The sequence below is a fragment of the Marinitoga okinawensis genome (genome assembly GCF_055387075.1).
The window spans coordinates 1,595,725-1,620,405 of the sequence record NZ_AP042422.1 but is presented as its reverse complement, the minus strand read 5'-3'; the positions used below and the strand labels follow the sequence as shown (position 1 = coordinate 1,620,405).

The 24,681-nt window shown below is 25.2% G+C and carries 21 protein-coding genes; 17 read left to right on the top strand and 4 right to left on the bottom strand.

From position 1 onward, the window contains the following. The first annotated feature begins 1 nt into the window (after position 1). Positions 2-802 carry a bifunctional 5,10-methylenetetrahydrofolate dehydrogenase/5,10-methenyltetrahydrofolate cyclohydrolase gene (locus ACZ5CK_RS07970; protein WP_464581293.1) on the top strand — a complete coding sequence of 267 codons (801 nt, stop codon included), beginning with the start codon at positions 2-4 and terminating at the stop codon, positions 800-802. A gap of 21 nt (positions 803-823) precedes the next feature. On the opposite strand, the gene ACZ5CK_RS07965 is transcribed toward ACZ5CK_RS07970, so the two are convergent. Further along, on the bottom strand, positions 824-1,342 hold the full coding sequence (locus ACZ5CK_RS07965) for a chromate transporter (RefSeq protein ID WP_464581292.1): 519 nt from the start codon (positions 1,340-1,342) through the stop codon (positions 824-826). Then, on the bottom strand, positions 1,335-1,865 hold the full coding sequence (locus ACZ5CK_RS07960) for a chromate transporter (protein ID WP_464581291.1): 531 nt from the start codon (positions 1,863-1,865) through the stop codon (positions 1,335-1,337). The genes ACZ5CK_RS07965 and ACZ5CK_RS07960 overlap by 8 nt, the downstream gene beginning before the upstream one ends. 128 nt (positions 1,866-1,993) lie before the next feature. Between ACZ5CK_RS07960 and deoD the strand changes: the two genes are divergently transcribed. The 9 genes from deoD to ACZ5CK_RS07915 all read left to right on the top strand — a co-directional run bounded on the left by deoD (position 1,994) and on the right by ACZ5CK_RS07915 (position 14,407). Beyond that, positions 1,994-2,701 carry a purine-nucleoside phosphorylase gene (deoD, locus tag ACZ5CK_RS07955; protein WP_464582980.1) on the top strand — a complete coding sequence of 236 codons (708 nt, stop codon included), beginning with the start codon at positions 1,994-1,996 and terminating at the stop codon, positions 2,699-2,701. A 113-nt stretch (positions 2,702-2,814) separates the two neighbouring features. Continuing rightward, entirely contained in the window at positions 2,815-4,554 is a 1,740-nt protein-coding gene (locus ACZ5CK_RS07950) for a sensor domain-containing diguanylate cyclase (protein ID WP_464581290.1), read from the top strand. Between the two features lie 4 nt (positions 4,555-4,558). Beyond that, positions 4,559-8,824 carry an MG2 domain-containing protein gene (locus ACZ5CK_RS07945; protein WP_464581289.1) on the top strand — a complete coding sequence of 1,422 codons (4,266 nt, stop codon included), beginning with the start codon at positions 4,559-4,561 and terminating at the stop codon, positions 8,822-8,824. Further along, the gene (locus ACZ5CK_RS07940; RefSeq protein ID WP_464581288.1) at positions 8,781-9,146 is read left to right on the top strand and encodes a hypothetical protein; all 366 of its coding nucleotides are present in this window, start codon (positions 8,781-8,783) and stop codon (positions 9,144-9,146) included. Before ACZ5CK_RS07945 ends, ACZ5CK_RS07940 begins: the two co-directional genes overlap by 44 nt. Before the next feature lies 1 nt (position 9,147). Beyond that, positions 9,148-9,864: a DUF1175 family protein gene (locus tag ACZ5CK_RS07935; protein ID WP_464581287.1), complete on the top strand. Its 717-nt coding sequence runs from the start codon at positions 9,148-9,150 to the stop codon at positions 9,862-9,864. A 35-nt stretch (positions 9,865-9,899) separates the two neighbouring features. After that, complete coding sequence (gene abc-f / locus ACZ5CK_RS07930; RefSeq protein WP_464581286.1) at positions 9,900-11,699, top strand: ribosomal protection-like ABC-F family protein; 1,800 nt, start codon at positions 9,900-9,902, stop codon at positions 11,697-11,699. 4 nt (positions 11,700-11,703) lie between these two features. Next, positions 11,704-13,692 carry a glycoside hydrolase family 13 protein gene (locus ACZ5CK_RS07925; protein WP_464581285.1) on the top strand — a complete coding sequence of 663 codons (1,989 nt, stop codon included), beginning with the start codon at positions 11,704-11,706 and terminating at the stop codon, positions 13,690-13,692. A gap of 41 nt (positions 13,693-13,733) precedes the next feature. Then, positions 13,734-14,048, top strand: coding sequence for an STAS domain-containing protein (locus ACZ5CK_RS07920; RefSeq protein ID WP_464581284.1), 315 nt, complete (start codon positions 13,734-13,736; stop codon positions 14,046-14,048). A 116-nt stretch (positions 14,049-14,164) separates the two neighbouring features. Next, a complete protein-coding gene (locus ACZ5CK_RS07915; protein ID WP_464581283.1) occupies positions 14,165-14,407 on the top strand; it encodes a glutaredoxin family protein in 243 nt (80 codons plus the stop codon). A gap of 47 nt (positions 14,408-14,454) precedes the next feature. Here ACZ5CK_RS07915 and ACZ5CK_RS07910 read toward each other — a convergent pair whose 3' ends face one another. Beyond that, positions 14,455-15,807, bottom strand: a complete 1,353-nt coding sequence (locus ACZ5CK_RS07910) for a glutamine synthetase beta-grasp domain-containing protein (RefSeq protein ID WP_464581282.1) — start codon at positions 15,805-15,807, stop codon at positions 14,455-14,457. Positions 15,808-15,978: 171 nt separating this feature from the next. Next, positions 15,979-17,778: a hypothetical protein gene (locus tag ACZ5CK_RS07905; RefSeq protein ID WP_464581281.1), complete on the bottom strand. Its 1,800-nt coding sequence runs from the start codon at positions 17,776-17,778 to the stop codon at positions 15,979-15,981. A gap of 480 nt (positions 17,779-18,258) precedes the next feature. Between ACZ5CK_RS07905 and clpX the strand changes: the two genes are divergently transcribed. From clpX to ACZ5CK_RS07870, 7 genes are all read left to right on the top strand, one after another. Then, positions 18,259-19,497, top strand: coding sequence for an ATP-dependent Clp protease ATP-binding subunit ClpX (gene clpX, locus ACZ5CK_RS07900; RefSeq protein WP_464581280.1), 1,239 nt, complete (start codon positions 18,259-18,261; stop codon positions 19,495-19,497). Then, positions 19,497-20,504 (top strand): tRNA (adenosine(37)-N6)-threonylcarbamoyltransferase complex transferase subunit TsaD, encoded by a 1,008-nt coding sequence (gene tsaD, locus ACZ5CK_RS07895; RefSeq protein WP_464581279.1) that lies wholly within the window; start codon positions 19,497-19,499, stop codon positions 20,502-20,504. The genes clpX and tsaD overlap by 1 nt, the downstream gene beginning before the upstream one ends. Beyond that, positions 20,498-21,391: a tRNA dihydrouridine synthase gene (locus ACZ5CK_RS07890; RefSeq protein WP_464581278.1), complete on the top strand. Its 894-nt coding sequence runs from the start codon at positions 20,498-20,500 to the stop codon at positions 21,389-21,391. The genes tsaD and ACZ5CK_RS07890 overlap by 7 nt, the downstream gene beginning before the upstream one ends. A gap of 50 nt (positions 21,392-21,441) precedes the next feature. After that, entirely contained in the window at positions 21,442-21,735 is a 294-nt protein-coding gene (locus tag ACZ5CK_RS07885; RefSeq protein WP_464581277.1) for a nucleotidyltransferase family protein, read from the top strand. Then, positions 21,732-22,082: a HepT-like ribonuclease domain-containing protein gene (locus tag ACZ5CK_RS07880; protein WP_464581276.1), complete on the top strand. Its 351-nt coding sequence runs from the start codon at positions 21,732-21,734 to the stop codon at positions 22,080-22,082. Before ACZ5CK_RS07885 ends, ACZ5CK_RS07880 begins: the two co-directional genes overlap by 4 nt. A 7-nt stretch (positions 22,083-22,089) precedes the next feature. Next, positions 22,090-22,860, top strand: coding sequence for a shikimate dehydrogenase family protein (locus ACZ5CK_RS07875; RefSeq protein ID WP_464581275.1), 771 nt, complete (start codon positions 22,090-22,092; stop codon positions 22,858-22,860). A 200-nt stretch (positions 22,861-23,060) separates the two neighbouring features. Beyond that, positions 23,061-24,608 carry an ATP-binding protein gene (locus tag ACZ5CK_RS07870; protein WP_464581274.1) on the top strand — a complete coding sequence of 516 codons (1,548 nt, stop codon included), beginning with the start codon at positions 23,061-23,063 and terminating at the stop codon, positions 24,606-24,608. Positions 24,609-24,681 lie beyond the last annotated feature (73 nt).

The window sequence follows — 24,681 nt, the reverse complement described above, 5'->3', positions numbered from 1 at the left end:
TATGATTATTTCTATAGATTCATTATCAGAAAAAATAAGAAATAATATTATGAATATTTCAACAAAGCATAAATTAAAATTAGTTAGTGTGGCTTTAGAACCAGATAAAGCCACACTTGCTTATCTGAATTCTCAAAGAAGATTATCTAAGAAATTGCATATTGATTATGAAGTAATAGAAACGAATTCAAAAAAAGAGTTGATAGAAACTATAAAAAAATTAAATAATGATGAAAGCGTAAACGGGATTTTTTTATCTCAACCATTACCTTTTGATTCTCATGAAGTGTCTATATATATTGAACCTAAAAAAGATATTGAAGGAATAACTCCATATAATTTAGGAAATCTTATATATGGGAAATCTATATTTAAACCATGTACAGCAGATTCTGTTGTGAGAATATTGAGAGATTTTACTGAAATTGATGGAAAGAGAGTTGCTGTAATTGGCAGAAGTGTGATAGTTGGAATGCCTGTTTCAGTAATGTTAGCAAGTAAGGAAAATAATGCAACGGTGACTATATGTCATAGCCATACTAAAAATATAAAAGATATTACATTAAATTCGGACATTATTGTTGCTGCTGTAGGACATCCTGAATTTATTACGAAAGATATGGTTAGGGAAAATTCTATAATAATTGATGTTGGTATAAATGTTGTTGATGGGAAAATTGTTGGTGATGTTAAAAAATCTGTGAGAGATATTGCTTATGTAACAGAAGTTCCAGGTGGAGTTGGTGAAATAACATCACTAATTCTATTCGAAAATCTCACAAAAACCATTTTATATAAATAACAGGGAGTTTACTCCCTTTATTTATATAATAGAAAAAAGTATCATTCCTATTATTGCAGAACTCAATATTATATAAATAGGATCTAATTTTGTTTTTGTAAATAGTATTAATGCGTATATAGCTATAATAATACTTCCAAAATCTTTTATAATTAAAACAGGTTTTAAAACTGACAAGAATGTCATAGAAATAAGAATTATAGTTCCTAATCTTAAAGATTGCATAACGTTTTTTCTATTCAGATTGAGTTTCAATAAAAGCCATTTTGCGATATAATAATATATTATTGCAGGGATAACTAAGAAGATAGTGTTTAATGTTGCTCCTAATAAACCGCATTTTAAATATCCAATATATGTTGCTAGATTTACAGCAACAGGACCAGGAGTCATTTGAGATATAGAAATCGCTTGTTGTAGAGCTTTTTCATTTAATAATTTATTTTCTAAAATCAACTGTTTAATTATTCCTAATGAGGCCCATCCTCCACCGAAAGAAATAAATCCAATTTGAAAAAACAATAATATCATTTTAAGCATTTTTACCATATCCTTTTTCTAAAAAATAAAATAAGATTATTGAAGAGAAAAATACTATAACTGTATATTTAGGATATATAAACATTATTAAAGTAGAAAGTATTATTATAAATATATCATAAATATTAGTTTTAGTAGTTTTTATAAAATCATATAGAATTCCAGCAACCATTCCTATCAAAGAAGCATAAGCTCCTTTTGTAAAAGCCAGGACAAAATTATTATTGGCATATTTTTTTAATATTGATGCAACTAAAACTATACTGAAAAATGGAGGGATTAATATTCCTAATGAGGTTATTATTGAACCTTTTATTCCGTTAATTTTTTTTCCAATTAACCAGGACACTTTAAAGGCAATAGGGCCAGGCATAGCTTGGGCAATTGATAAAATATTTTTAAATTCTTCTTCTGTTAATAGATTTGCAGAAGTTAGATTTTTTAACATTACAGGAATCATAGCATATCCACCGCCAAGAGCTAATGCGGATATTTTAAAGAACATAAAAAATAATTTTAGCAATATCAACACCTCTTTTATATGATTTTCTATATTTTATCATATTTTTTTATTTTTGAATTTTCTTCTTAATTAAAAAAGTGTATAATATTATGGTAAAAATAAATTTTATTAAGGGAGGAATTGATGTGATACCAACACCACATATTGAAGTTGATAAAAAAGGAGTTATTGCAGAAACTGTTATTATGCCGGGAGACCCATTAAGAGCAAAGTTTATTGCTGAAAATTTTTTAGAAAATCCAGTTTTATTTAATAAAGTAAGAAATATGTTTGGTTATACCGGTACATATAAAGGGAAAAAAATAAGTGTTATGGGAAGCGGTATGGGAATGCCAAGTATTGGAATATACTCATATGAATTATTCAAATTTTACGATGTTCAAAATATTATAAGAGTTGGATCATGCGGTGCTTATTCTGAAGAAATAGATTTGTATGATGTTATTTTAGTAGAAGAATCATATAGCGAATCTACATATGCTAAGGTTATGGCAGGTATTGAAGATGAAATATTAAAACCATCATTTGAATTAAATAAAAGATTGAAAAATGCTGCTAATCAATTAAATATTCCTATTCACAAAGGCAGAATTCACAGTTCAGATGTGTTTTATAGACAAAATTTTGATGATTACAAAAAGATTAGAGATAAATATGGATGTATTGCTGTTGAAATGGAATCATTCGCATTATTTGCTAATGCAAAAGTTACAGGGAAAAATGCAGCATGTTTATTAACTGTTTCTGATTCATTGGTAACTATGAAAGCTACAACAAGCGAAGAAAGAATGAAGTCATTTACAAATATGATGAAAATAGCTTTGGAAATGGCATAATAAGAAATCAAAATAAAAACGAGCATTTTGTGCTCGTTTTTATTTTTTATGATATAATCTATATATAAAGAATTTCTTAAATGTAATAATTTTAAAAATTTCGGAGGAAAAATATGGATAACGTAATTTTAAAAAATATTTTTGAAAAATCGGAAAATGCAATATTTTATTGGGATAAAAATTTAAAGCTAATAAAAGCTAATAAAAAAGCAGCAGAAATGTTGGGTTATAAGTCTGTTGATGAAATGATTGGTATTTCATATAAAAAACATCTTGATGAATCTGATGAAGAAATTATAAGAAAAATAAGAAATGCTCTTGAAAGAGGACGTTTTTTTGAAATATTTGAGAAAAAATATATCTCTAAGAATAATGAAATATTATGGGTAGAAGCTTATTTGTCTCCAATACCGCTCGAAAATGGAGATTTTATAATTCAAGAAATAGATTATGATTTAACTGAAAGAAAAAAACTTGAAAAAAATATCGAATTAGAAAAAGAAAAGTTTAAACAATATTTTGAACTATCTCAAACGATAAATGTAGTTTTGGATAGAGAAGGAAATATTTATGATATCAATAAAAAAGCTTGTGAAATTTTGAAAATTAATAAAAAAGAAGCTATAGGCATAAATTGGTTTGAAAATTTTATACCTCAAGAAATTAGAGATCAGGTGAAAGAAGTTTTTATTAAAATAATGAATGGTGAAATGAAAGGTACTGAATTTTATGAAAATGAAGTGATAGACAAAGAAAATAAAAAACATGTGATTTCTTGGCATAATGCTTATATAAGAGATTCTGAAGGAAAGATAAATTATACAATAAGTTCAGGAATTGATGTTACAGAAGAATTGAAATATATGGAATTATTAAAAAATTCAGCTGTATTTTCTACCGAACTTTTAAAACTTACAAATTACGTTTTATCAAACTCAACTTCAGATGATCTATATAATACAATACTTGAAAAATTAGTTAATATAGTTCCTCATGCAGAAGCAGGCTCTTTTTTATTAAAAAATAATAAAGGATTATTTGAATATATAGCTGTTTATGGTTATGATCTTGAGAAATTAAAAAAAGTTTGGTTTAATCCAGAAATACTAAATAATTATGAACCTTATGTTATATATGATCTTAAAAGACATAATAAATTAAATGATAAAATGGAAAAAATTTTAAGTAAATATGGTAAAACAAACGAAATAAAAGAAACTATATTGATACCATTAATTGTGGATAATCAATTATATGGTGAAATTACTTTAGATACTTTCAATTATTCATTTGAAGAAATGGAATTAAATTTTGCAAAGATTATAAAAAGTAATTTAGAATTTTTGTTATATAAGATCAAGTTAGAGGAAAAATTAAAACAAGCTGCAGAATATGATTTCTTAACAGGCGTATATAATAGACAAGCCTTTATGTATAAAATAAAGGAAATATTAAAATTATCAAAAAGGTATAAACAAAGTACTTCAATAATATATTTTGACATCGATAAGTTTAAACAAGTAAACGATACATATGGGCATTTAATTGGTGATGAAGTGTTAAAGTTTTTTACAAATAATATTAAATCATCTATAAGAGAAAGTGATTTATTTGGTAGAATTGGTGGAGATGAGTTTGTTTTAGCTCTTCCTAATACTGATGAAAAAGGCATTCATATTATTATTGATAAAATACAGAAAAAATTTGAAAATACTTTCAAATATAATGAAATAAATTTAAAAGTGAATTTTAGTTATGGTTATGCAATTTATCCTGATGATTCAGAAGATATAGATAAATTATTAGAAATTGCAGACAAAAGAATGTATGAATATAAAAGTAAATTAAGGTGATTATATGAAAAGAATTTTTTTAATAATAATATTTTTGATAGCTATTATTAATATTTTTTCTTATGTATATATGGAAAATAAGCAATTATATCCTGGAGAAAATACTGTGATCCATGGATATAATGAAAACATTATAGAAATGAAAGTGTATAAAATAATAAATCCTATGGAAATATTTGTTCAGAAAAAAAGAATTAAGGATTTAGATAAAAGTTTTTTATATTCTAAAAATATCAAACTTAAAAATAATAAATATTATGAAAAAATAAAAAAAGAAGGAGTATATTTATTTGAATTAAAGGGGAAGGAAACTACATATTATAATATTATTATAGTAAGAAATGTAGATTTTATATCTATTTATGATGGAAAAAATTTAAAGTTGAAGGTTGTTAACTTAAAAAATGGAAATTTATCTACGGCTGATGTGTTTTTAATAGATAAAAGTAATAAAACATTGCAATATAAAAATACATCAGAGATTAATGTAAAAATATATAATTTAAAGAAAATAATAGTTAATAAAAATGATTCGTATGCTATAAAAGAGTTCTATAATCAATATAAAATATATACAGATAATAGAATTGTTATTATTACTGACAAACCTATTTATAAGCCCGGAGATATTTTGCATGTAAAAATCTATCTTTTCAATGAAAAAGAAAATATATATTCACCAGCTAAAAATGAAAAGGTTACTATAAAATTAAAAGGGCCAGATAATTTGGAATTATTTAATAAAGAAATAAACACCGATGAATTTGGAGGTGCGTCACTAGATTACAAGTTAAATACTGAATTGCCTATAGGATATTATTCTTTAATTGTATCTTATAATGGTGAAGAAGAATATCATGGTTTTTATCTTCAAAACTATATAAAACCAGAATACAAAACTTTTTTAAGTGCGGATAAAGATTATTATTTTTCCAATGAGGTTATACACTTCAAAATAAAATTAAAATATTATAATGAAAGTCCCGTAAAAAATGCACAAGTTGCGTATTATGTAAGATTTTATTCATTGAATTCTAATAACCAAAATATGGTATATCATGGAGTTTCCTTCACCAATGATAATGGAGAAATACATCTTCAGATTAAAGTTAAATCACAGGATAATGGATATTATGTTCTACAGATAGTATCTACTGATGAGAGTCAAAGACAGATGGAAGATGAAATATCAGTAAAAGTATATAATGGAAAGTATTTAATTAAAACTAATGATTATTATTATCAGAGTAAATTAAATAATAAATTTACTATTTATGGAACAGTTACAGATATTAATAATAATCCAGCTTCTGGTGATATAAAAGTAGAGATCTTCGATGAATCGAGCAATGTTATTAAATCTTCTATAAAATCTTTTGAAAAGAACTTTTCTCTTCCGATTGTACTTACCAAGGAAGGGTCTTATAAAATAAAGCTTTCATATAAAGATTCTTATACTTATGTATATACATATACTTCTAAATATTATCAAGAAGAAAAAGATATTAAATATGCGATAAAAAATAATGTTATACAACTTATAAATTTCAATGGTTATGCTTATTTATGTGGAAGACTTTTATATGATGAAGGAAATATATTGAAAATTCCAAAACAGATATTAGAAAATAATTTATTCATTGTAGCTTTTTATATGGATAATCATAAAATTATTAAAAAAATAAAGAGAATAAATTTAAACCAAAACAGAAATCTTAGATTTTCAATTAAATTATCAAAGGATACTTATAAACCTAAAGATCTTGTTGAATTAGAGATTCATTCTAATGAAGATGCTGAATTTTCTATTTCTGCTGTAGATGAAGCTATATTTGCTTTATCAGAAGATAACTTTGATTTTGAAAAAACATTATATCCAAAGCTATATAGTCCTGAAATTATTATAGATACATCAGATAAATACTTTTTTTATAATATTAGAGCAACATTACCTATATCAAAAAATGCTTTAGCCTCTACTAAAGCCGTTAATTCTCAAAAAAGCAATACAAGGGAAGTTTTTCCGGATACTGCATTATGGTTACCTTCTGTAAAAACAAAAAATGGTTATGCAAAGATTACATTTAAAAATCCTGATTCTATAACCAAATTTAGAATAACAGTCAATGGTGTTTCAAAAAATAGTGTAGGGACTAAAACAAAAAGTTATATATCTACAAAAGATTTTTATATAAGACCAATTTTGCCAAAATTTGCTATTAAGGGAGATTCTTTTGAATTCCCGGTAATTGTATATAATAATACTAAAGATGATATAAAAATCAATTATAATATTGATAGCGATTTATATATTTCACCAAAATCTGGAATTATTGAAATTCCACATAATTCAAGTAAATCTGTTAAATTAAAACTCAAAACAAGTGAAGAAGGAAAATACTCGATTTTATTCGACTTTAAAAAAGATATAGTGAAGCTCTATTTTAATGTATATGATAATATTTTAAAAAGACAAGAGAAAGAAATTGTTCAAAGTAATGAAGGTAACATTTTTGAAGTAAATACGTTGATAAAAAATAATATTGATGAATTATTAAAATATCCATATAATTGTACAGAACAAAGTGTGTCTTCTATTTTTCCTGCAGTTTTGAACGGATATAAAAATATTCAAGATAATATATTTAGATTATACAAATATCAAAATGATGATGGTGGTTGGGGATGGTGGCCAAATGATAAATCAAATCCATATTTAACAGCATATGTTTTAGAATTATTTCACTATATTGATAATATAGATAAAAATATTATTGAAAATGGGTTGAATTATTTAAAAGAAAATTTATTGAATTCAAAATATAAGGGTTACGTATGGTATGTTTTAAAATTATATGGTGTGGAAATTAATATAAAACCAGAAAATACTTTTGATCTATTATTTCTTTCATTTTATGATAATAATGCTTTAGAAAATTTAAAGAAAAAAATAAAGACTATTAATAACATTGCATATTTAGAATATAATGATAATAATTATTTTATAAGCCCAATTGAAATCAATGCATGGTTATTAAAATTATTATCAGAAAAAGGTGAAAAAGAATTATCCTTTAAAGTATTAAAATATTTGTTATTAAACAAATGGTATTCTACAAAAGATAAAGCGAGAGCTACCATTGCTTTATTAGACTTTTCAAATTTTAAGTTTGATAATTTAAAAGTGATAGAAAAAGAAGTTATAAATAAAGAAAATGTTGATAAAGGCATAAAAATAGAAAAAACATTATATAAAAATTATCCGATGTTTGTAACTCAAGAAAAAAATAAATATTTGGTAGATGTTTTTATGCCACTAAATAGAAATTATATTCCTGAAAATATAAGTATATTACCTATAAATGTAGTAGAAAAGAGAGAAGATGAATACATATGGTTGTATAAAGGTAAAGATGAGAAATTTCAAATATATAATAAATATTTTGAAGTATATAAAGGTGAATTAAAGATTGATAATAAAAATTATGGTCGCCCATATTCTTTAAGAGCTTTTAAAAATAAAATATACATTCACACATCAAAAGGATTGTTTGAAGCTATATCCAATTCTAAAATTGATGAAAATATAACAGATTTTGCAATATATAATGGCAATATAATAATATTAAAAAACAATCAACTTATTATGGATAATAAAATTATTGAATTAAATGAAAATATTCATTATATAGATGTGCTAAATGGAGAAAATTATTTATTCGGTAATGCTATGTATAAATTAAATAATAATGAAAATTTAGAATATATATTACCTATAAGTGCTTCAAGATTGTTGAGTGAAAATACATATTATGGAGTAGTTAAATTTGAAGGAAACTCATTACCTTTAATGAGCTTTGGAAAATTTAAAATTTTGTTTAAAACTGGAGATCATAAAATATCTATCTCAGATATTTTAAAAACAAGAATAAAATTCACTTCTAAAATACCAGCTTATTTAATATTTGAAGATCCGATTATAGGCGCTTCACAGATTTTGATTTCATATAAAGAAAACACAATTAAGCCTTCATATAAATTTTATTATAATTGGTATAATGAATGGAATTACTGGTATAGTGCTTATCAAATAAATAAAAATAAAATTTCATTTTTTTCTAATGGATTTAATAAAGGAATTTTTGAGTATTACTGGAAACCAACGGCTGTAGGTAATTATATGCTTCTACATACTGTAGGGTATTCAATGTATTGGAGTGGTGTATATGGAAGTTCGAAAATTTTTAATATTCATGTTTATGATAATTAATTTATTTGGATTTGGGTATAAAATCCATATTTATCCAAATAATATAGATTTAGATTATACTTTTGACAAGAAATTTGAAGTGATAATTATAGAGGCAGATACGTTATATGAATATAATTTATTAACAAATCAGCCATATTCAAAAGCGGCTATTTATGAACCAGAAGAAAATATTATAATTACTGAACCATTTAGCATATTAAAACGACTAAATATTTTTAGAAAAACTCTTATCCATGAATTATATCATTATTATTTAACCAATTTTTATACTATGAATTATCAATATCAAGAAATATATATAAAGGAATTGGGATTTTAAAATGAGAAAAATGTCTGTTATAATTATTTTTATACTTTTTTTATTTATTAGTTGTAAAAAAGAATATATTCCTATAGATAAAAATTTAAATGGTTTTGAAGATTCTCTTGAATTTAATGAAGAAGAAAGCAAAATATTTAGGAGTTGGTTTACCAATATCATTATAAATACTGCCTTAAAAAATAACTTACCAGAAAATTATAGAGATTGTTCGGGATTTGTAAAATATGCATATAAAGAAACATTAAAAAAGCATGATGCAAAATGGATTTTAGAAAATCAATATGATGGTCCTATTTTCGAAGATTTAAGGTATAATTACCCAGATATTCCATATTTAGGAGTTAGGATTTTTAGAAAAAAATCGGGAGTATTTGATACAAATAATATAAATGAAGATTTTTCTTCATATGTCACTGCAAGATATTTAATTGAATATAACTTAGATTTTGTTACAAAAGACATAAATAAAGCAAAATCTGGAGATATTCTCGCTTTTTTTCATCCGGAGGATCCTGAATATCCTTATCATTTAATGGTATTTGTAATATATAATAACGAAAAATATCTTATATATCATACAGGGCCAATAGAAGGTGGAGGATACATTAAGATAGTAAAATTACAGGATTTTTTTAAATTCGATCCGTCATGGTTGCCTGTAAAAAATAATAAGTATTTTCTTGGGGTTTTTAAATTTAAGATTTTAATGTTATAATTACATCTGAGATTTAATAATTTGGAGTGAATTATATGCTGGTTAATATAGATAATGTTTCTCATAATTTTGGAACCCAAGACATCTTTTATGATGTCAATTTATCTGTTTACGAGAATGACAGAATAGCATTAATAGGATCAAATGGCTCTGGTAAAACAACATTATTAAAAGTGATTAACGGAGAAATTGAACCTTTGGAAGGAAAGGTTACAATAACTAATAAGGCTAAAATAGGTTATATGAAGCAATTTAGAGCGGATGAATTAAACTTAACATTATATGATTATGTAAAGAAAGAAATAGAAAAAAGTATAAACGATGAGATTAAAAATAAAATTATAAGATCAGTATTAAAAGGAATGGGATTCGAAGAAAAAGATTGGGATAGAAAAATTAATTCGTTAAGTGGTGGAGAATTAACAAGGCTTGCTTTAGGAAGGGTTTTGGCAGGTGATTATAATCTTTTAATCCTCGATGAACCTACAAATCATTTAGATATTTACTCTATAAATTGGTTAATTAATTATTTAAAAAATTATAAAGGGGCATTGATTTTTGTATCTCATGATAGAAAATTTCTCAAAGAATTAGCAAATAGATTTTGGGAGATAAACAACTTTAAAATATGGGATTTTAAAGGGAAATATGAACAATATCTTCAATTAAGGAAAAACATGTTACTTAATATTTCGAGTAGAAAAAAGAATTTAGAGAAGGAAATAGAAAGATTAAATTCTATGATTGAACGTTTCAGAAAATGGGGAACAGAAAAGATGATGAAGCAGGCAAAGTTTAGGGAAACATTAAGAAATAAATTAATAAAAGAGTATGAGTCTATAGATTCTTTAGTTGAAGAGCAAGTTATTAAGATTAAAATTCCTGAACCCAAGAGAACAGGGTACAAAGTTTTAAAAGTAGAAAAATTATCTTTTGGATATACAGATTCTATGAAATTATTGAAAAATATAAATTTTGAAGTTAATGAAGAAGAAAAAATAACAATATTAGGAAAAAATGGTTCAGGAAAATCAACGTTATTAAAATTATTGATGGGTAGATTAATACCTAACTCAGGAAAGATAGAGTGGGGATATAACATTAAAGTTGGGTATCTTGATCAGGTCATATCTTCTCTTAATAAAAGTTTAAATGTAATGGAGATAATATGGAGAGAAATACCAGAATGGAAAGATTATGAAGTTAGAAAATATTTAGGAAGATTTGGGTTTAATGGTGATTTTGTTTTTAAGAGTGTCGATGCTTTAAGTGGTGGGGAATTAACAAGATTAGCTTTAGCAAAATTAATTCTTCAAAAACCTAATGTGTTAATATTAGATGAACCTACAAACCATTTAGATATATTTACTGTGCAAACACTTGAAGAAACATTAAAAGAATTTAAGGGATCAATAATAATGGTTTCTCATGATGAAAATCTTATAAAGACTATATCTGATAGAATATTTTTAATTAAAAATGGTAATTTAAAAGAGTATAGTAGTTTTGATAATGTTTTGCCAGAATTAATGGATGATTCATTTAAATTGAAAAAGAATAATAAAGTTAATGTTGATTATGAAGAGGCAAAGAAAATAAAAAATAAAATAAAATCATTAACAAGAGAGAAAGAGAAGTTAGAAAAAGATTTTGAGAAAATAATATTAAAAATAGAAAATATTGATAAAGATATAAATTTATATTCTCAAAATTATCAAAAATTAATGGAGTTAACCAAAGAAAAAGAAAAGTTAGAAAAAGAATTAGATTTAATTACAGATAGAGAAAATGAAATAATTCGTGAATTGGAAGAATTAAGAAGTTATGGAGGATGATTATATGATATTCGGAATATATTCCGATCAAAGTAAAAATTTTTTTAATCCAACTAATCCTAAAATAAATGATGTAATTGAGATTAGTATTAGAGTTCCTAAAATATATGGTGAAGTGTTTGGGAATTTGTTTATTTCGACTCAAAAAAATTCCAAAAAGTATAAAAATACACCAATGGTATTGCAGAAAGAAAAAGATTTATTTTGGTATTTTTCTACAAAAATAAAACTAACAGAAAGATTTATTAGATATCATTTTGAATTAGAATTTTTGTCTTACAATAAAACTATAAAATATGATTCTAGAGGAATAGTTGAAAATAGGCATGTTGAAGATTTTGTTATAATACCAGACTTTGAGGTGCCTGAATGGGCTAATGGGGCTGTTTATTATCAAATTTTTCCGGATAGATTCTATAACGGTGATCCATCAAATGATCCTGTTGATGGGGAATATATTTATGATGGAGAACCCATAAAGAAAAAGCAATGGGATGAGATGCCGCATCCTACTAAAGGTCACAAGGAATTTTATGGTGGAGATTTACAAGGTATTATTGATAAGTTAGATTATTTACAGGATTTAGGTATAGAAGTAATCTATTTAAATCCGATTTTTGTATCACCTAGCCCTCATAAGTATGATACACAAGATTATGAACATGTTGATCCTCATTTAGGAGTAATTGTTGAAGATGTTGATAATATAGATGAAAAGTATAAGGTTAGAACAACATCTGAAAAAAATTTGATTGAGAGTGATAAGTTATTTGCTAAATTAGTAGAAGAAGCTCATAAAAGAAATATTAGAGTAATATTGGATGGAGTTTTTAACCATTGTGGTTCGTATCATAAATGGGTAAATGAATATAAAATATATGGAGAAAATGCTGGTATTGCAAATGATCCAAATATTCCAGAATCCGAATACTTTTATTGGAATAAAGATGGATATGAAGGATGGTGGGGATATAAATCTTTGCCAAAATTAAATTATGATAAAACAATGCTTGTATGGAAATATATTTCTGAAATCGGGAAAAAATGGGTCAGCTATCCTTATAATGCAGACGGTTGGAGACTTGATGTTGCTAGAGATCTTGGGAGAAGTAAATCTGTTAACAAAACATTCTGGAGATATTTTAGAAAAATTGTTAAAAGAGCAAATAAAGATGCTATTATTTTTGCAGAAGATTATGAATCACCAAAAGAGTGGATAGAAAGTCTTTCTTGGGATGGAGTTATGAATTATATTGGTTCTATGGATCCAATAAGTTATTTTTTAACAGGAATGGAAAAACATAATGACGATTTTAAACCTGAATTGATAGGAAATTCTGAATGGTTTATTAATCATTTAAGATGGGCATGGAGTCAATTGCCATTAAATTCAAAATATATTTCTTTAAATCAATTAAGTAATCATGATCATTCAAGATGGGCAACTAGAACTACCCAAAAGATAGGAAGATCACATCTTAATGGACATGAAGATGCTGAAAATGGTATAGATTGGAATATTTTCAAAATAGGATATTCAATGATGTTTACGTTGCCAGGGTCTCCTGGATTATATTATGGAGATGAAATAGGTTTAGCAGGTTGGACTGATCCGGATAATAGAAGGACATTTCCATGGAATAAACTTAATGATAAGAGCTATCAAAAGCGTCTTGGATTTATGAAAAACATGATACAATTTTATAAGAAACATTCTTCATTAAGAAATGGTTCTATAGAATTTTTGAAGTGGGATAAAGGATTTATTTCATATGGTATATGGGATGAAAATGAAAATTTGGTAATTATTGTAAATATAAATGAAAATTCAGTCGAATATAAAATCCCAGTATGGATGGCAGAAATAAATAATGGCAAGTTGAAAAAAGTTTTTTCTATAAATGATATTGAAAATGAAGAATATGATGTATATAACGGTTTAATTTCTGTAAAAGTTCCAGAAAAAAGTTTTTTAGTGCTTCAAAAAATATAGAAAATATGATATAATGATATAAAGTAGAGAGGAGGAATATAATGAAAAAAGAAATCTATGGAAATAGTGCAACAATTTTTTTACAAGGTAGAATTGATATTAATAATTCTGAAGAATTAAGAGATGAACTAAATGAATTAGCCGAAAACGGTATAAAAAGAATATTTATAGATATGTCTGGATTGGATTATATTGATAGTAGTGGATTAGGAAGAATCTTATATTTCTTCATGAATTATAAGAAAAAAGGTGGTTCAATGGAACTGCATAATGTAAGAAATGAGAATGTGAAAAAGGTTATTGAAATTGTTAGATTGGATAAAATTATACCAATAAAAGAATATAATGTTGATTAATCTTCCCATTTGGGAAGATTTTTTTATTCTTAACAAAAAGTGCTTGTAATTTTAAATATTATATGGCATAAATATTTTGGATATATACAAATTGTATATAATAAGGAGGGAAAGTTGTGGCTCATGTGAAAATAGCAATATATACAACATCAAGATGTCCATGGTGTAAAAAGGCAAAAAGATATTTTAAAGAATTAGGGATTCCATTTAAAGAATATAATGTAGAAAAAGATCAAAAAGCAGCTGAAAGAATGGTAAGAAAAACAGGACAAATGGGTGTTCCTGTTATAGAAATAGGTAATCAAACTATAGTTGGTTTTGATAAAGCAAAAATTGAAAGATTATTGGGGATAAAATAATTTTTTACTTTTTTAAAATAACCTGCGCATTTGCGCAGGTTATTTGTTTACAACTCAAAATATAATTCAAATTCTTTTGGATTTGGAATTGAATAAATCATATTAGCTTCTTTTATTTTTAAATCTATCCACTTATTTATTAACGGTTTTGGGAATGTTTTCAAGTATTCATTATCTTTTTTAAGTCCATATATGACATCTTTTAAATTTAATGGAAATTCTTTATCATTTTCTCCTTTTGAATGAAAACCTAAATCAATAGGGTTTAAATTTTCTTCTATGCCAGTTAGTCCAGCTAAAATCATTGATGATAAGAAGAAATAAACATTTGATGTAGCATCTCCTGTTCTAAATTCAATTCTTGTATCAGATTTTTTTAAATATCCTGGAATTCTTATAGAAGCACTTCTACTTCCTTTTGAAAATGATGCAGATATAGGCGCTTCAAATCCAGGAACTAATCTTTTATAAGAGTTTGTGCTTGGATTTGACCAAGCTAATAATGAGCCTGATAAGCTATGATTTAAAATTCCAGCTATATAGTTTAATGCTATTTTACTTAAATTATATAACTCATCACCAACAAACAAACTTTTTCCATTTTTTTCTAAATATTGATGAACGTGCATACCATTGCCTGGCATATTATATAATGGTTTTGGCATAAAGGTTACATATAGCCCATATTCTTCTGCCACTTTTCTTATTAAATATTTAGCTAATGTTACATTATCTGCAGTATCAACAAGAGATGTGAAATTTAATTCTATTTCGTGTTGTGCAATACCAACCTCATGGTGATGGTATTTTACAGGTATTCCAGCATTTTCTAATACTTTTACAATTTCATTTCTTAAATTAAAATGTATATCATATGGTTCATTTAAATGATAAGAAGAGTCATTTGTTTTAGGATAGTCTTTATTGTCGCCCAAACCTTCAGAACTTTCTATATAATAATATGATTCATCAGATGATATTTTATAATTTACATTATCAAATATATGAAATTCTAATTCAACCAATAATTTTACATCATCTGCAATATTTGATTTTTTTATATAATTTAAGGTTTCTTTTGTTATACTTCTCGGATATTGATCAAAAAAGCTTCCAGTTGAAGGATTTATTACATCTGCTAAGACATGTATAATTTTCATATTATCATTTTCTTCTAAATACATTTTTGTTAAATCGGGAATGGCAACCATATCAGAATCTGTAACTTTTGCAAAACCATAATTGGATGCATCAAATCCTATACCTTCTTTGAATATTTTTTCACTAACGTAGCTTTTAGGTAAGGTTACATGCTTTAGCTTTCCATATATGTCTACAGCCATAACATCTAAATAATCATAATCTTCTGGAATAATGTCAATTTTATGAAAATTGAACATTTTTTCACCTCCATATTAAGTTCTAATTTAATATACCACCTTTGAAAAAAATTTCATAATAAGATTATTCATTATGTGGAGCTGATAAAAATAAATAATGCTATTTACAATCAACCAAAATCAAAATTTATAACTTTTTAAATATAAAAAAGCCATCCATTTAAGATGGCTTTAATATATTAAAGGATTTCCTGTATGGAATGTATTAAACTTGTATTGATTAATAACTTCTTCATTTGTGTCTAAAATAGCAACTACACCATTAGATGAAGCACTATAAAGAAAACCTCTGCTATCCATTGTTAATATTGAAGAATATCCTAAATGAAAACTATCAACTATTTTTCCATCATCTTTAGAAATAAATAAAATATCATGATTTAAATTATTCAATATAATATAATTTTTAGTTAAAACTCCTGCACCGGGTACATAGCCTACTTTTTTCTTCCATAAAATTTTTCCATTATTTAAAGCATATAAATAATAATCATTAGCGACAATATATATATTTTTTGTTTTTTTATCTATTAGCGGGAAAGATGAAGGGGTTTTGTTTAATTTATATGTATTTAATATATTTCCATTTTCGTCTGTTACAGTAAAATTATTTTCTGGACCACATATATAAATATTATTGTCTTCATCTATATTATAATAATCAGTTTTACCATCAAGATTTTTTTGGATGAGAAGATTTAGATTTTTATCAAAAATTTTTAAATTTCCATATCTATCTAAGTCGATTATTTTGTTATTATAATTAATTAATGGGCTTCTTTTAGAAGTTATTGAATCAATTTCTTTAATCATATTACCATTAAAATTATATAAGTAAGTTTTTTTAGAGAATAAATGAACAACATACTTATTTTCATCTACAATTGAAGCACTGGAATATGGAGATTTGATATTTGTGTATTCTATCTTATTGTTAGAACGGTCTATCATTATTAGATAATTTCTAAAACCAGAGAAAATAATATAATTTTTATATAGTACAGGTGAATCATAAGAAAAACTATTAAGTTTATAAGTATTTTTTATTCCACTTTCTATGTCTAATTCATAAAGGATTTTTGAATATCCAGATATAAATATTGAGTTGTTATCAACAGAAAGTCCACTATAAAAAACATCATTTAAAATATAAAGGTTTACTAAAGAATTAGAAATAAAATTAATTTTTGGATTTTCAATTATTTTATCATTTAAAATAATTTTATTATTTTTAATATCATATGAATCTACAAAATAATATTTATTATTTATGTTTAAGCGGAATTTTTTATTTGTATGAATAATTTTTGGAGTAAAATATTTATTTTTTAAAAACAAAATATCTTTTTTTGATATTTGAATATTGAAATCATTAATATTAAATAGGAAAGTTGAATCCAGTAGTGTTAAATTATTATAAAAGAAATAATCACCATTATTTAAATATAAGATATTTTTATTAAAACTATCGATATCAGGTCTAAATGAAGGTTGTATTAAAGCAGAGGAGATTGATATTATGCCATATTTTGTTTCTACTTTCCATAATTTATCTGAAATTATTTCAATTGGTTTGAAATGGAATCTTCCGAAATTAGTAGCAATTATGTTGGAGGTAGCTCTATGTCTTATTACAATGATTTTTATATCATTTTTATTTATTTTATAAAAAGATTTTTTAGAAACAAATTCAAAATAATTTTTGTTGATATCTTTTAAATATCCCTTAAATGTATATCCATTGGTTAATGAAAAATACATATTTTCTTTTTCTTTTTCGGTAAATGATAATTCTTTAATTTCTGAAATAGGAATTTTGTTAATTTTATTATCAGTTTTGAAGAAAACTTGAGAATTATTAATTGAAATCAAATCACCGCTTAATGTATTTCCTGAAAAAGTTATAATTTTGATAGGAAATGCAAGGATTATATTAAACAGTAAAAAAAAAGCTATTAACCATTTATTCATTTTAATACCCCTTTCATTAATATATCAAGCGTTTGATTAATAATATTATACCATATATTGTTAAATTTCACAAATAAAAACTCCATAAAATAGACTCTCCAAAGAGTAGAAAAGGAACGGACACTCGAAGGTTACCTATGCTTCGCTTCGCGAAAAAACTCAATTTTCTAAATATTAAAATATATATTTGTTTTAAATATGTATTGATTTATATTTTTTAATATAATTCTCAGATTGCTGACAAACTCTATATTTAAATACAAAGTATTTTCAAAAAATAATATTTACTCATACGGAAAATCCTAAATCCTCAAATTTGCAATCGAGCTGTTTGAATGATTTTAATTTTTTGGAAGTCTATTAATTTAATTTTACTTGTAATCTAAAAGTATATTTAACAAATTATTAAAATATCGTCTTGAAAAGTCCATATGAGGGTGTTAAAATAAATTGAAACTTATTAAATAGGAGGATTTCTTTATGAAAGAAAAATATTGTTCATTTTGTGGAAGACCAGCAAGTAAGGTAGAGACATTAATAGCCGGTCCAGGCGTATATATATGCAACGAGTGTATAGAATTATTTTCTGATCTTATTGAGGAACAACATTTAGATTTAGAACAAAAAAATATTAAGAGCAAAGATCAAGAAAAAAAATTACCTACTCCAGCTGAAATAAAAGCTGAATTAGATAAATATGTAATTGGTCAAGAACAAGCTAAAAAAACCTTATCTGTGGCTGTATATAATCATTATAAACGTGTATTTTATGGAAATAAACATGACGATGTGGAAATTGAAAAATCAAATGTATTAATGATAGGTCCAACAGGGACGGGTAAAACTTTGATGGCTAGAGTATTAGCTAAGATTTTGGGTGTTCCTTTTGCAATAGCCGATGCAACACCTTTAACTGAAGCAGGATATGTTGGTGAAGATGTAGAAAATATCATTTTAAGATTATTACAATCTGCCAATTTTGACCCTAAAAAAGCACAAATGGGCATTATATATATAGATGAAATTGATAAGATTACAAGAAAATCTCCAAATCCATCTATAACAAGAGATGTTTCTGGTGAAGGTGTTCAACAAGCATTATTGAAAATTGTTGAGGGAACAATTGCCAACGTACCACCTCAAGGTGGAAGAAAACATCCATATCAAGAATTTATAAAAGTTGATACATCTAACATATTATTTATTGCTGGCGGTGCATTTGATGGTTTAGATGAAATAATCAAACAAAGGATTTTAACAACAACAATGGGATTTGGTTCTGAAGTAAAGAGCAAAAATGATATGAAATTAGGGGAACTATTAAAAAATGTAACTCAAGATGATTTAGTACATTATGGCTTAATTCCGGAATTCGTTGGGAGATTCCCTGTTGTAACAACATTAAATGATTTAAGCGCTGAAGATTTAGTAAAAATTATAAAAGAACCTAAAAATGCTATTTTAAAACAATATCAAAAAATGTTGGAATTAGACGGAATAGAATTAGAATTTACCGATGATGCGTTACTAGAATTGGCAAAAGAAGCTTTAAATAGAGGCACTGGTGCTAGGGCATTAAAAAGTGTATTCGAAGATGTAATGCTGGATATAATGTTTGAGGCCCCAAATAAAAAAGGCGTTGTTGAAAAAATTATTATTGATAAAGATGTAGTTAAGGGCAAAAAAGAACCTATAATGATTGAACGGGAGAGTGCATGATGGAAGAACCCATTATCTTTTCGATAGAAAGTTCTTGTGATGAAACAGCTGTCGCTATCCTAAAAGGGAAAAATAAGGTTTTATCTCATTTGGTAGTTTCTCAAATAGATATACATAAAGTTTTTGGAGGTGTTGTACCTGAAATTGCCTCTCGTAAACATTTAGACTATTTAAACCAATTAGCCAAAAAATCTTTTGAAGAAGCAAAAATAAGACCAGAAGAAATTTCTGCTATTGCAGTTACATATGGCCCCGGATTAGTCGGGGCTTTGCTTATTGGTTTAAACTTTGCAAAAGGATTAGCTTTAAATTTAAATAAGCCTTTGATAGGCGTTAATCATTTATATGGTCATATATATGCAAACTTTTTAGCTTTTCCAGAATTAAAACCACCATTTTTAGTATTATTAGTATCTGGTGGTCATACGATGATTTTACATGCAAAAGATTATTTGCACTTTGAAATAGTTGGCCAAACGATGGACGATGCAGCTGGAGAAGCTTTTGATAAAGTGGCAAGAATGTTAAATTTAGGATACCCTGGCGGTCCAAAAATAGATAAATTATCTCAAAAAGGAAATGCTATATATGATTTCCCAAAACCACTATATCACAAAGGATATGATTTTAGTTTTAGCGGTTTAAAAACAGCACTATTATATTTTACTAGAGAAAATAATGATTATAGGATAGAAGATGTTGCGGCTTCATTTCAAAAAGCTTTAATAGATACTTTAATCCATAAAACTATTAAAGCTTCAAAAGATTTAAAAATAAATGATATTATAATCGCAGGAGGAGTTGCAGCCAATTCTTATTTAAGAAAAAAAATAAAAGACGAACAAGAAAAAAATAAAAATTTACATATTTATTTCCCATCATTAGAATTATGTACAGATAACGCTTTAATGATTGCAAGAGCTGCATATGAAAAATTTATTAGAAATAAATTTTCAAATTTAAGTTTAGATGCAGTTCCAAACTTGGGGTTGAAAGATATATGTTAAATGGCAAGATTGGTTTAGCCCCAATGGCTGATTATACAGATTATGCTTATAGAGAGTTATGTAGAGAATATGGTGCAGAATTTACCTTTACAGAGATGATTAGTGTGGAAGCTTTGGTAAGGGATAAAAAAGAGAATTTTCAAATGCTTCCTAAAGAAAATGAAAATAATATAGGTATACAATTATTTGGATCAAATATTGAAAGTTTTGTAAAAGCAGGTTTAATGGTTCAACATTATGGTGATTGGATAGATATTAATGCAGGTTGTCCTGTAAAGAAAGTAGTGAAAAAGGGTGCAGGTTCAGCTCTTTTAAAAGACTTAAACAAACTAGGAGATATAATAAAAGCATTAAAAAATACAGTTGATATTCCTGTTGGAGTCAAAGTAAGATTGGGATTTGATGAGGATATCGGAGAAAAAATTATAAATACCGTTCAGAAAAATAATGCTGATTATATAATAGTTCACGCCAGGACACAAAAGCAATTATATTCTGGCAAAGTAAACTGGAATAGATTTAAAGATTTAAAAAAAATTTGTGATATCCCGCTTGGTGCAAGTGGTGATATATACTCTTATAACGATGCTAAAGTATTAATTGAAGAATATGATGTGAATTTTGTAGTAGTTGCAAGAGGTAGTATAGGAAATCCATGGATATTTTCAAATAAAAAACCAGATATTGATGAATTAAAAAGAGTAATATTAAGACATACTGAGATGATGATAAATGATTATGGCGAAGAAAAAGCAATACGAAGATTTAAAAAAATATTTATTGGTTATACAAAAGGGCTAAAAAATGCTCGGGAATTAAGAAATAAAGTAGCATATATAAACTCATATAGCGATTTATTAAATGTAGTAAGTGAACTAAATAAATAAAAAATAGTCTTATAAAATAAATAAATTTTTTTGTTTTTTGGGGTGGGAATATGGAAAAAATAGAAAATATAAAACAACAACTGAGAAAATTTAAAAAAACTATTAAAGAAAAATATAGAGCTGAAATTATAGGGATTTTTGGTTCTTATGCGCGTGCTGAAGAAACCAAAGATAGTGATGTGGACATTATAGTAGAATTTGATAAAGGGGCAACTTTATTTGATTTTGTTGAATTAAATGATTTTCTTGAAAAAAAATTACAATTAAAAGTCGATTTAGTAACAAAAAATGGTATAAAAAAAGAAATAAAGGACATAATTTTAAAAGAAGTGATTTATATATGAACAGGTTATATTCTTTGTACATAAAAGACATATTGGATGCAATCAAATCTATTAATTATTTTATAGAAGGTCAAAAATTTGACGATTTTGTTTTGGATGATAAAACATCCAGTGCAGTTATTAGAAAATTTGAAATAATAGGTGAAGCAGCAAAAAATATTCCAGAGGATATACGTAAAAAATATCCAGAAGTTCCATGGAGAAGTATGGCAGGAATGAGAGATAAATTAATACATGCATATTTTGGAATCGATTTTGAATTAGTGTGGGAAACAATAAAAACATTGAATGCATTAAAAGAAAAACTCTTTAATATTTATGAAGAATTGTTAAGAAATAATATGTAAAGGTGTGATGAATATACTTCGATTTGGAATAGTACAGTATCCAAAAAAGTTAAGTATGTCGGAGAGGATTTTTAACAAATATTTTCAAGAAATAAATATAGATGCTGTTTATGAAGGGATTAATATAAATCCTAACGATTTTGATTTTAAAATAAAAGATATTTTGAATAATTATTATGGTTTAAATATAACCGTTCCTTATAAAGAAAGAATTTTCAAATATCTTGATTCAGCTACTGATAGTGCAATCTTCTTATCTGCTATAAATACTATACATAAGGGAATTGGTTATAATACTGATTGGGTAGGTTTTTATAATTCTATATTAAATGAAAACTTAAATAAAAATATATTAGTATTTGGTGCAGGCGGTGCAACAAAAGCCATATTATATGGTCTACATAAAATAGGAGTTGACAAAATAATTCTTATAAATAGAACATATGAAAGAGCAGTTGAATTAAAAAAATTGTTTGATAAAAAAATAAAAATCAAGATTGAAAAATATGAAAAAATAAACACAATAATTAATGATGTTGATATATTTATAAATACAACTTCTCTAGGTATGTTCAATGAAAGATTACCAATTAAACTAAATAAAAAATTAAGTTTACTATATGACGTAGTTTATTTTCATACACCATTGCAAAAAGAAGCAGAAAGTCTTGGAATAAAAACGATTAATGGAAAAATGATGTGGTATTATCAAGCAATTGAAAATTTAAAAATTTGGAATTTATTTGATGAAGAAAAATTTTTTAAAATCAAATTATAAGATAAAAATGCGGCTAAAGTCTTATTTGAGATTGTAGTTAGACTCGCATCTGTGTTTGGTTTCATTCAAATTTTTTCAGGAATTTTTAAAGATTCTCTTATATTATTTTTCATATTTTATTTTATCAACAGTCTGAAATAAAATGAGGCTTTCGCCTCATTTTATTTTTATATGGTATAATTGAATCGGAGGTGGAATTGATGAAAAAATTACCGATAGGAATACAGGATTATAAGGAAATAATAGAAGGAAATTACATATATGTAGATAAAACAAAATATATATATAACTTAATGGATAATGGGAAATATTATTTTCTATCCCGACCAAGAAGATTTGGAAAGAGTTTAACTATATCGACATTATATTACATATTCAAAGGAGAAAAAGAATTATTTAAAAATACATATATATATGACAAATGGGAATTTAAAGAATATCCAATAATAAGAATAAGCTTATTGGATACAACAAGCAATACAGAGGAAGAATTAAAAGAAGGATTATTGAAAATAATAAAAAAAGAAGCAATGAAAAATGAAATAAAAATAGAGAGTAATCATTATAAATATGCATTTGATGAATTAATATATAAATTATCTAAAAAAGGAAAAGTAGTGATATTAGTAGATGAATATGAAAAGCCAATATTAGATAATATAAATAACAAAGAAAAAGCAGAAAAATACAGAGAAATACTAAGAGATTTCTATGTAACGGTAAAATCTAATGATGAATACATAAAGTTTGTATTCATAACAGGAATAACAGAATACACACTAAAAAGTGTGTATTCGGGTTTAAATAATTTAATGAAAATTTCTTTTGATAAAAATTATTCAAATTTTTTGGGTTTTACCCAAAAAGAACTTGAATTTTATTTTAAAAAACATATAGAAGAAACAGCAAAAGAAATAGGAATAAGTAAAGAAGAATTACTAAAAGAAATAAAAACATATTATAATGGATTCTCATTTGACGGGGAACACTTTGTATATAATCCATTCTCAGTATTAAGATTCTTTGATGAAAGAAAATTTCAAAATTATTGGTTTGAAAGTGGATCACCATCATTTATATACGAATATGTAAAAGGAAGAAAAATAGAATATGAGGATTTAGTAAAATACACAGTAGATTCATTAGACTTTACAACAAGAGAAATAGAAGATGCAAATGCAAATATATTCTTTGCACAAGCAGGATACTTAACATTTAAAGGAATAAAAAAATATGGAATAACAGAAAAATATATATTAGACTATCCAAATTTAGAAGTAAAAAATAGTTTCTCAAAACTAATATTAGAAGCAAATTATGGTCTAAATGAAGAAACATATGAGAAAATATATGAAATATATGAATTAGTAGAAAAAAATGAAATAAAAGAATTAATAGAAGAAATAAAAAGGATAATAAGTGCAATACCGTATAACTTACATCAAAAAAGAGAAAGTTATTATCACTCATTAATATATACAATATTAGCATCAGCAAGGTTAAACATAACAGCAGAAGAACTAACAAATCTTGGGAGAAGTGATTTAATATTAGAACATAATGATAAAATATATATATTTGAAATAAAATTAGATAAAAGTGCTAAAGAAGCGATAAATCAAATAAAAGAAAAAAAATATTATAAAAAATATATGAGTAAAAATAATGAAAAAGAAATATATATAATAGGAATAAATATAAATTCAGAAAAGAGAAATATTGAGGATTATATTGTAAAAAAAATATGAATAAATGATAGAAACTTATTTCTTATAGTTTGGAGACAAAGTAAAAAATAATATTCGTGCCTAAGGTGAAAAA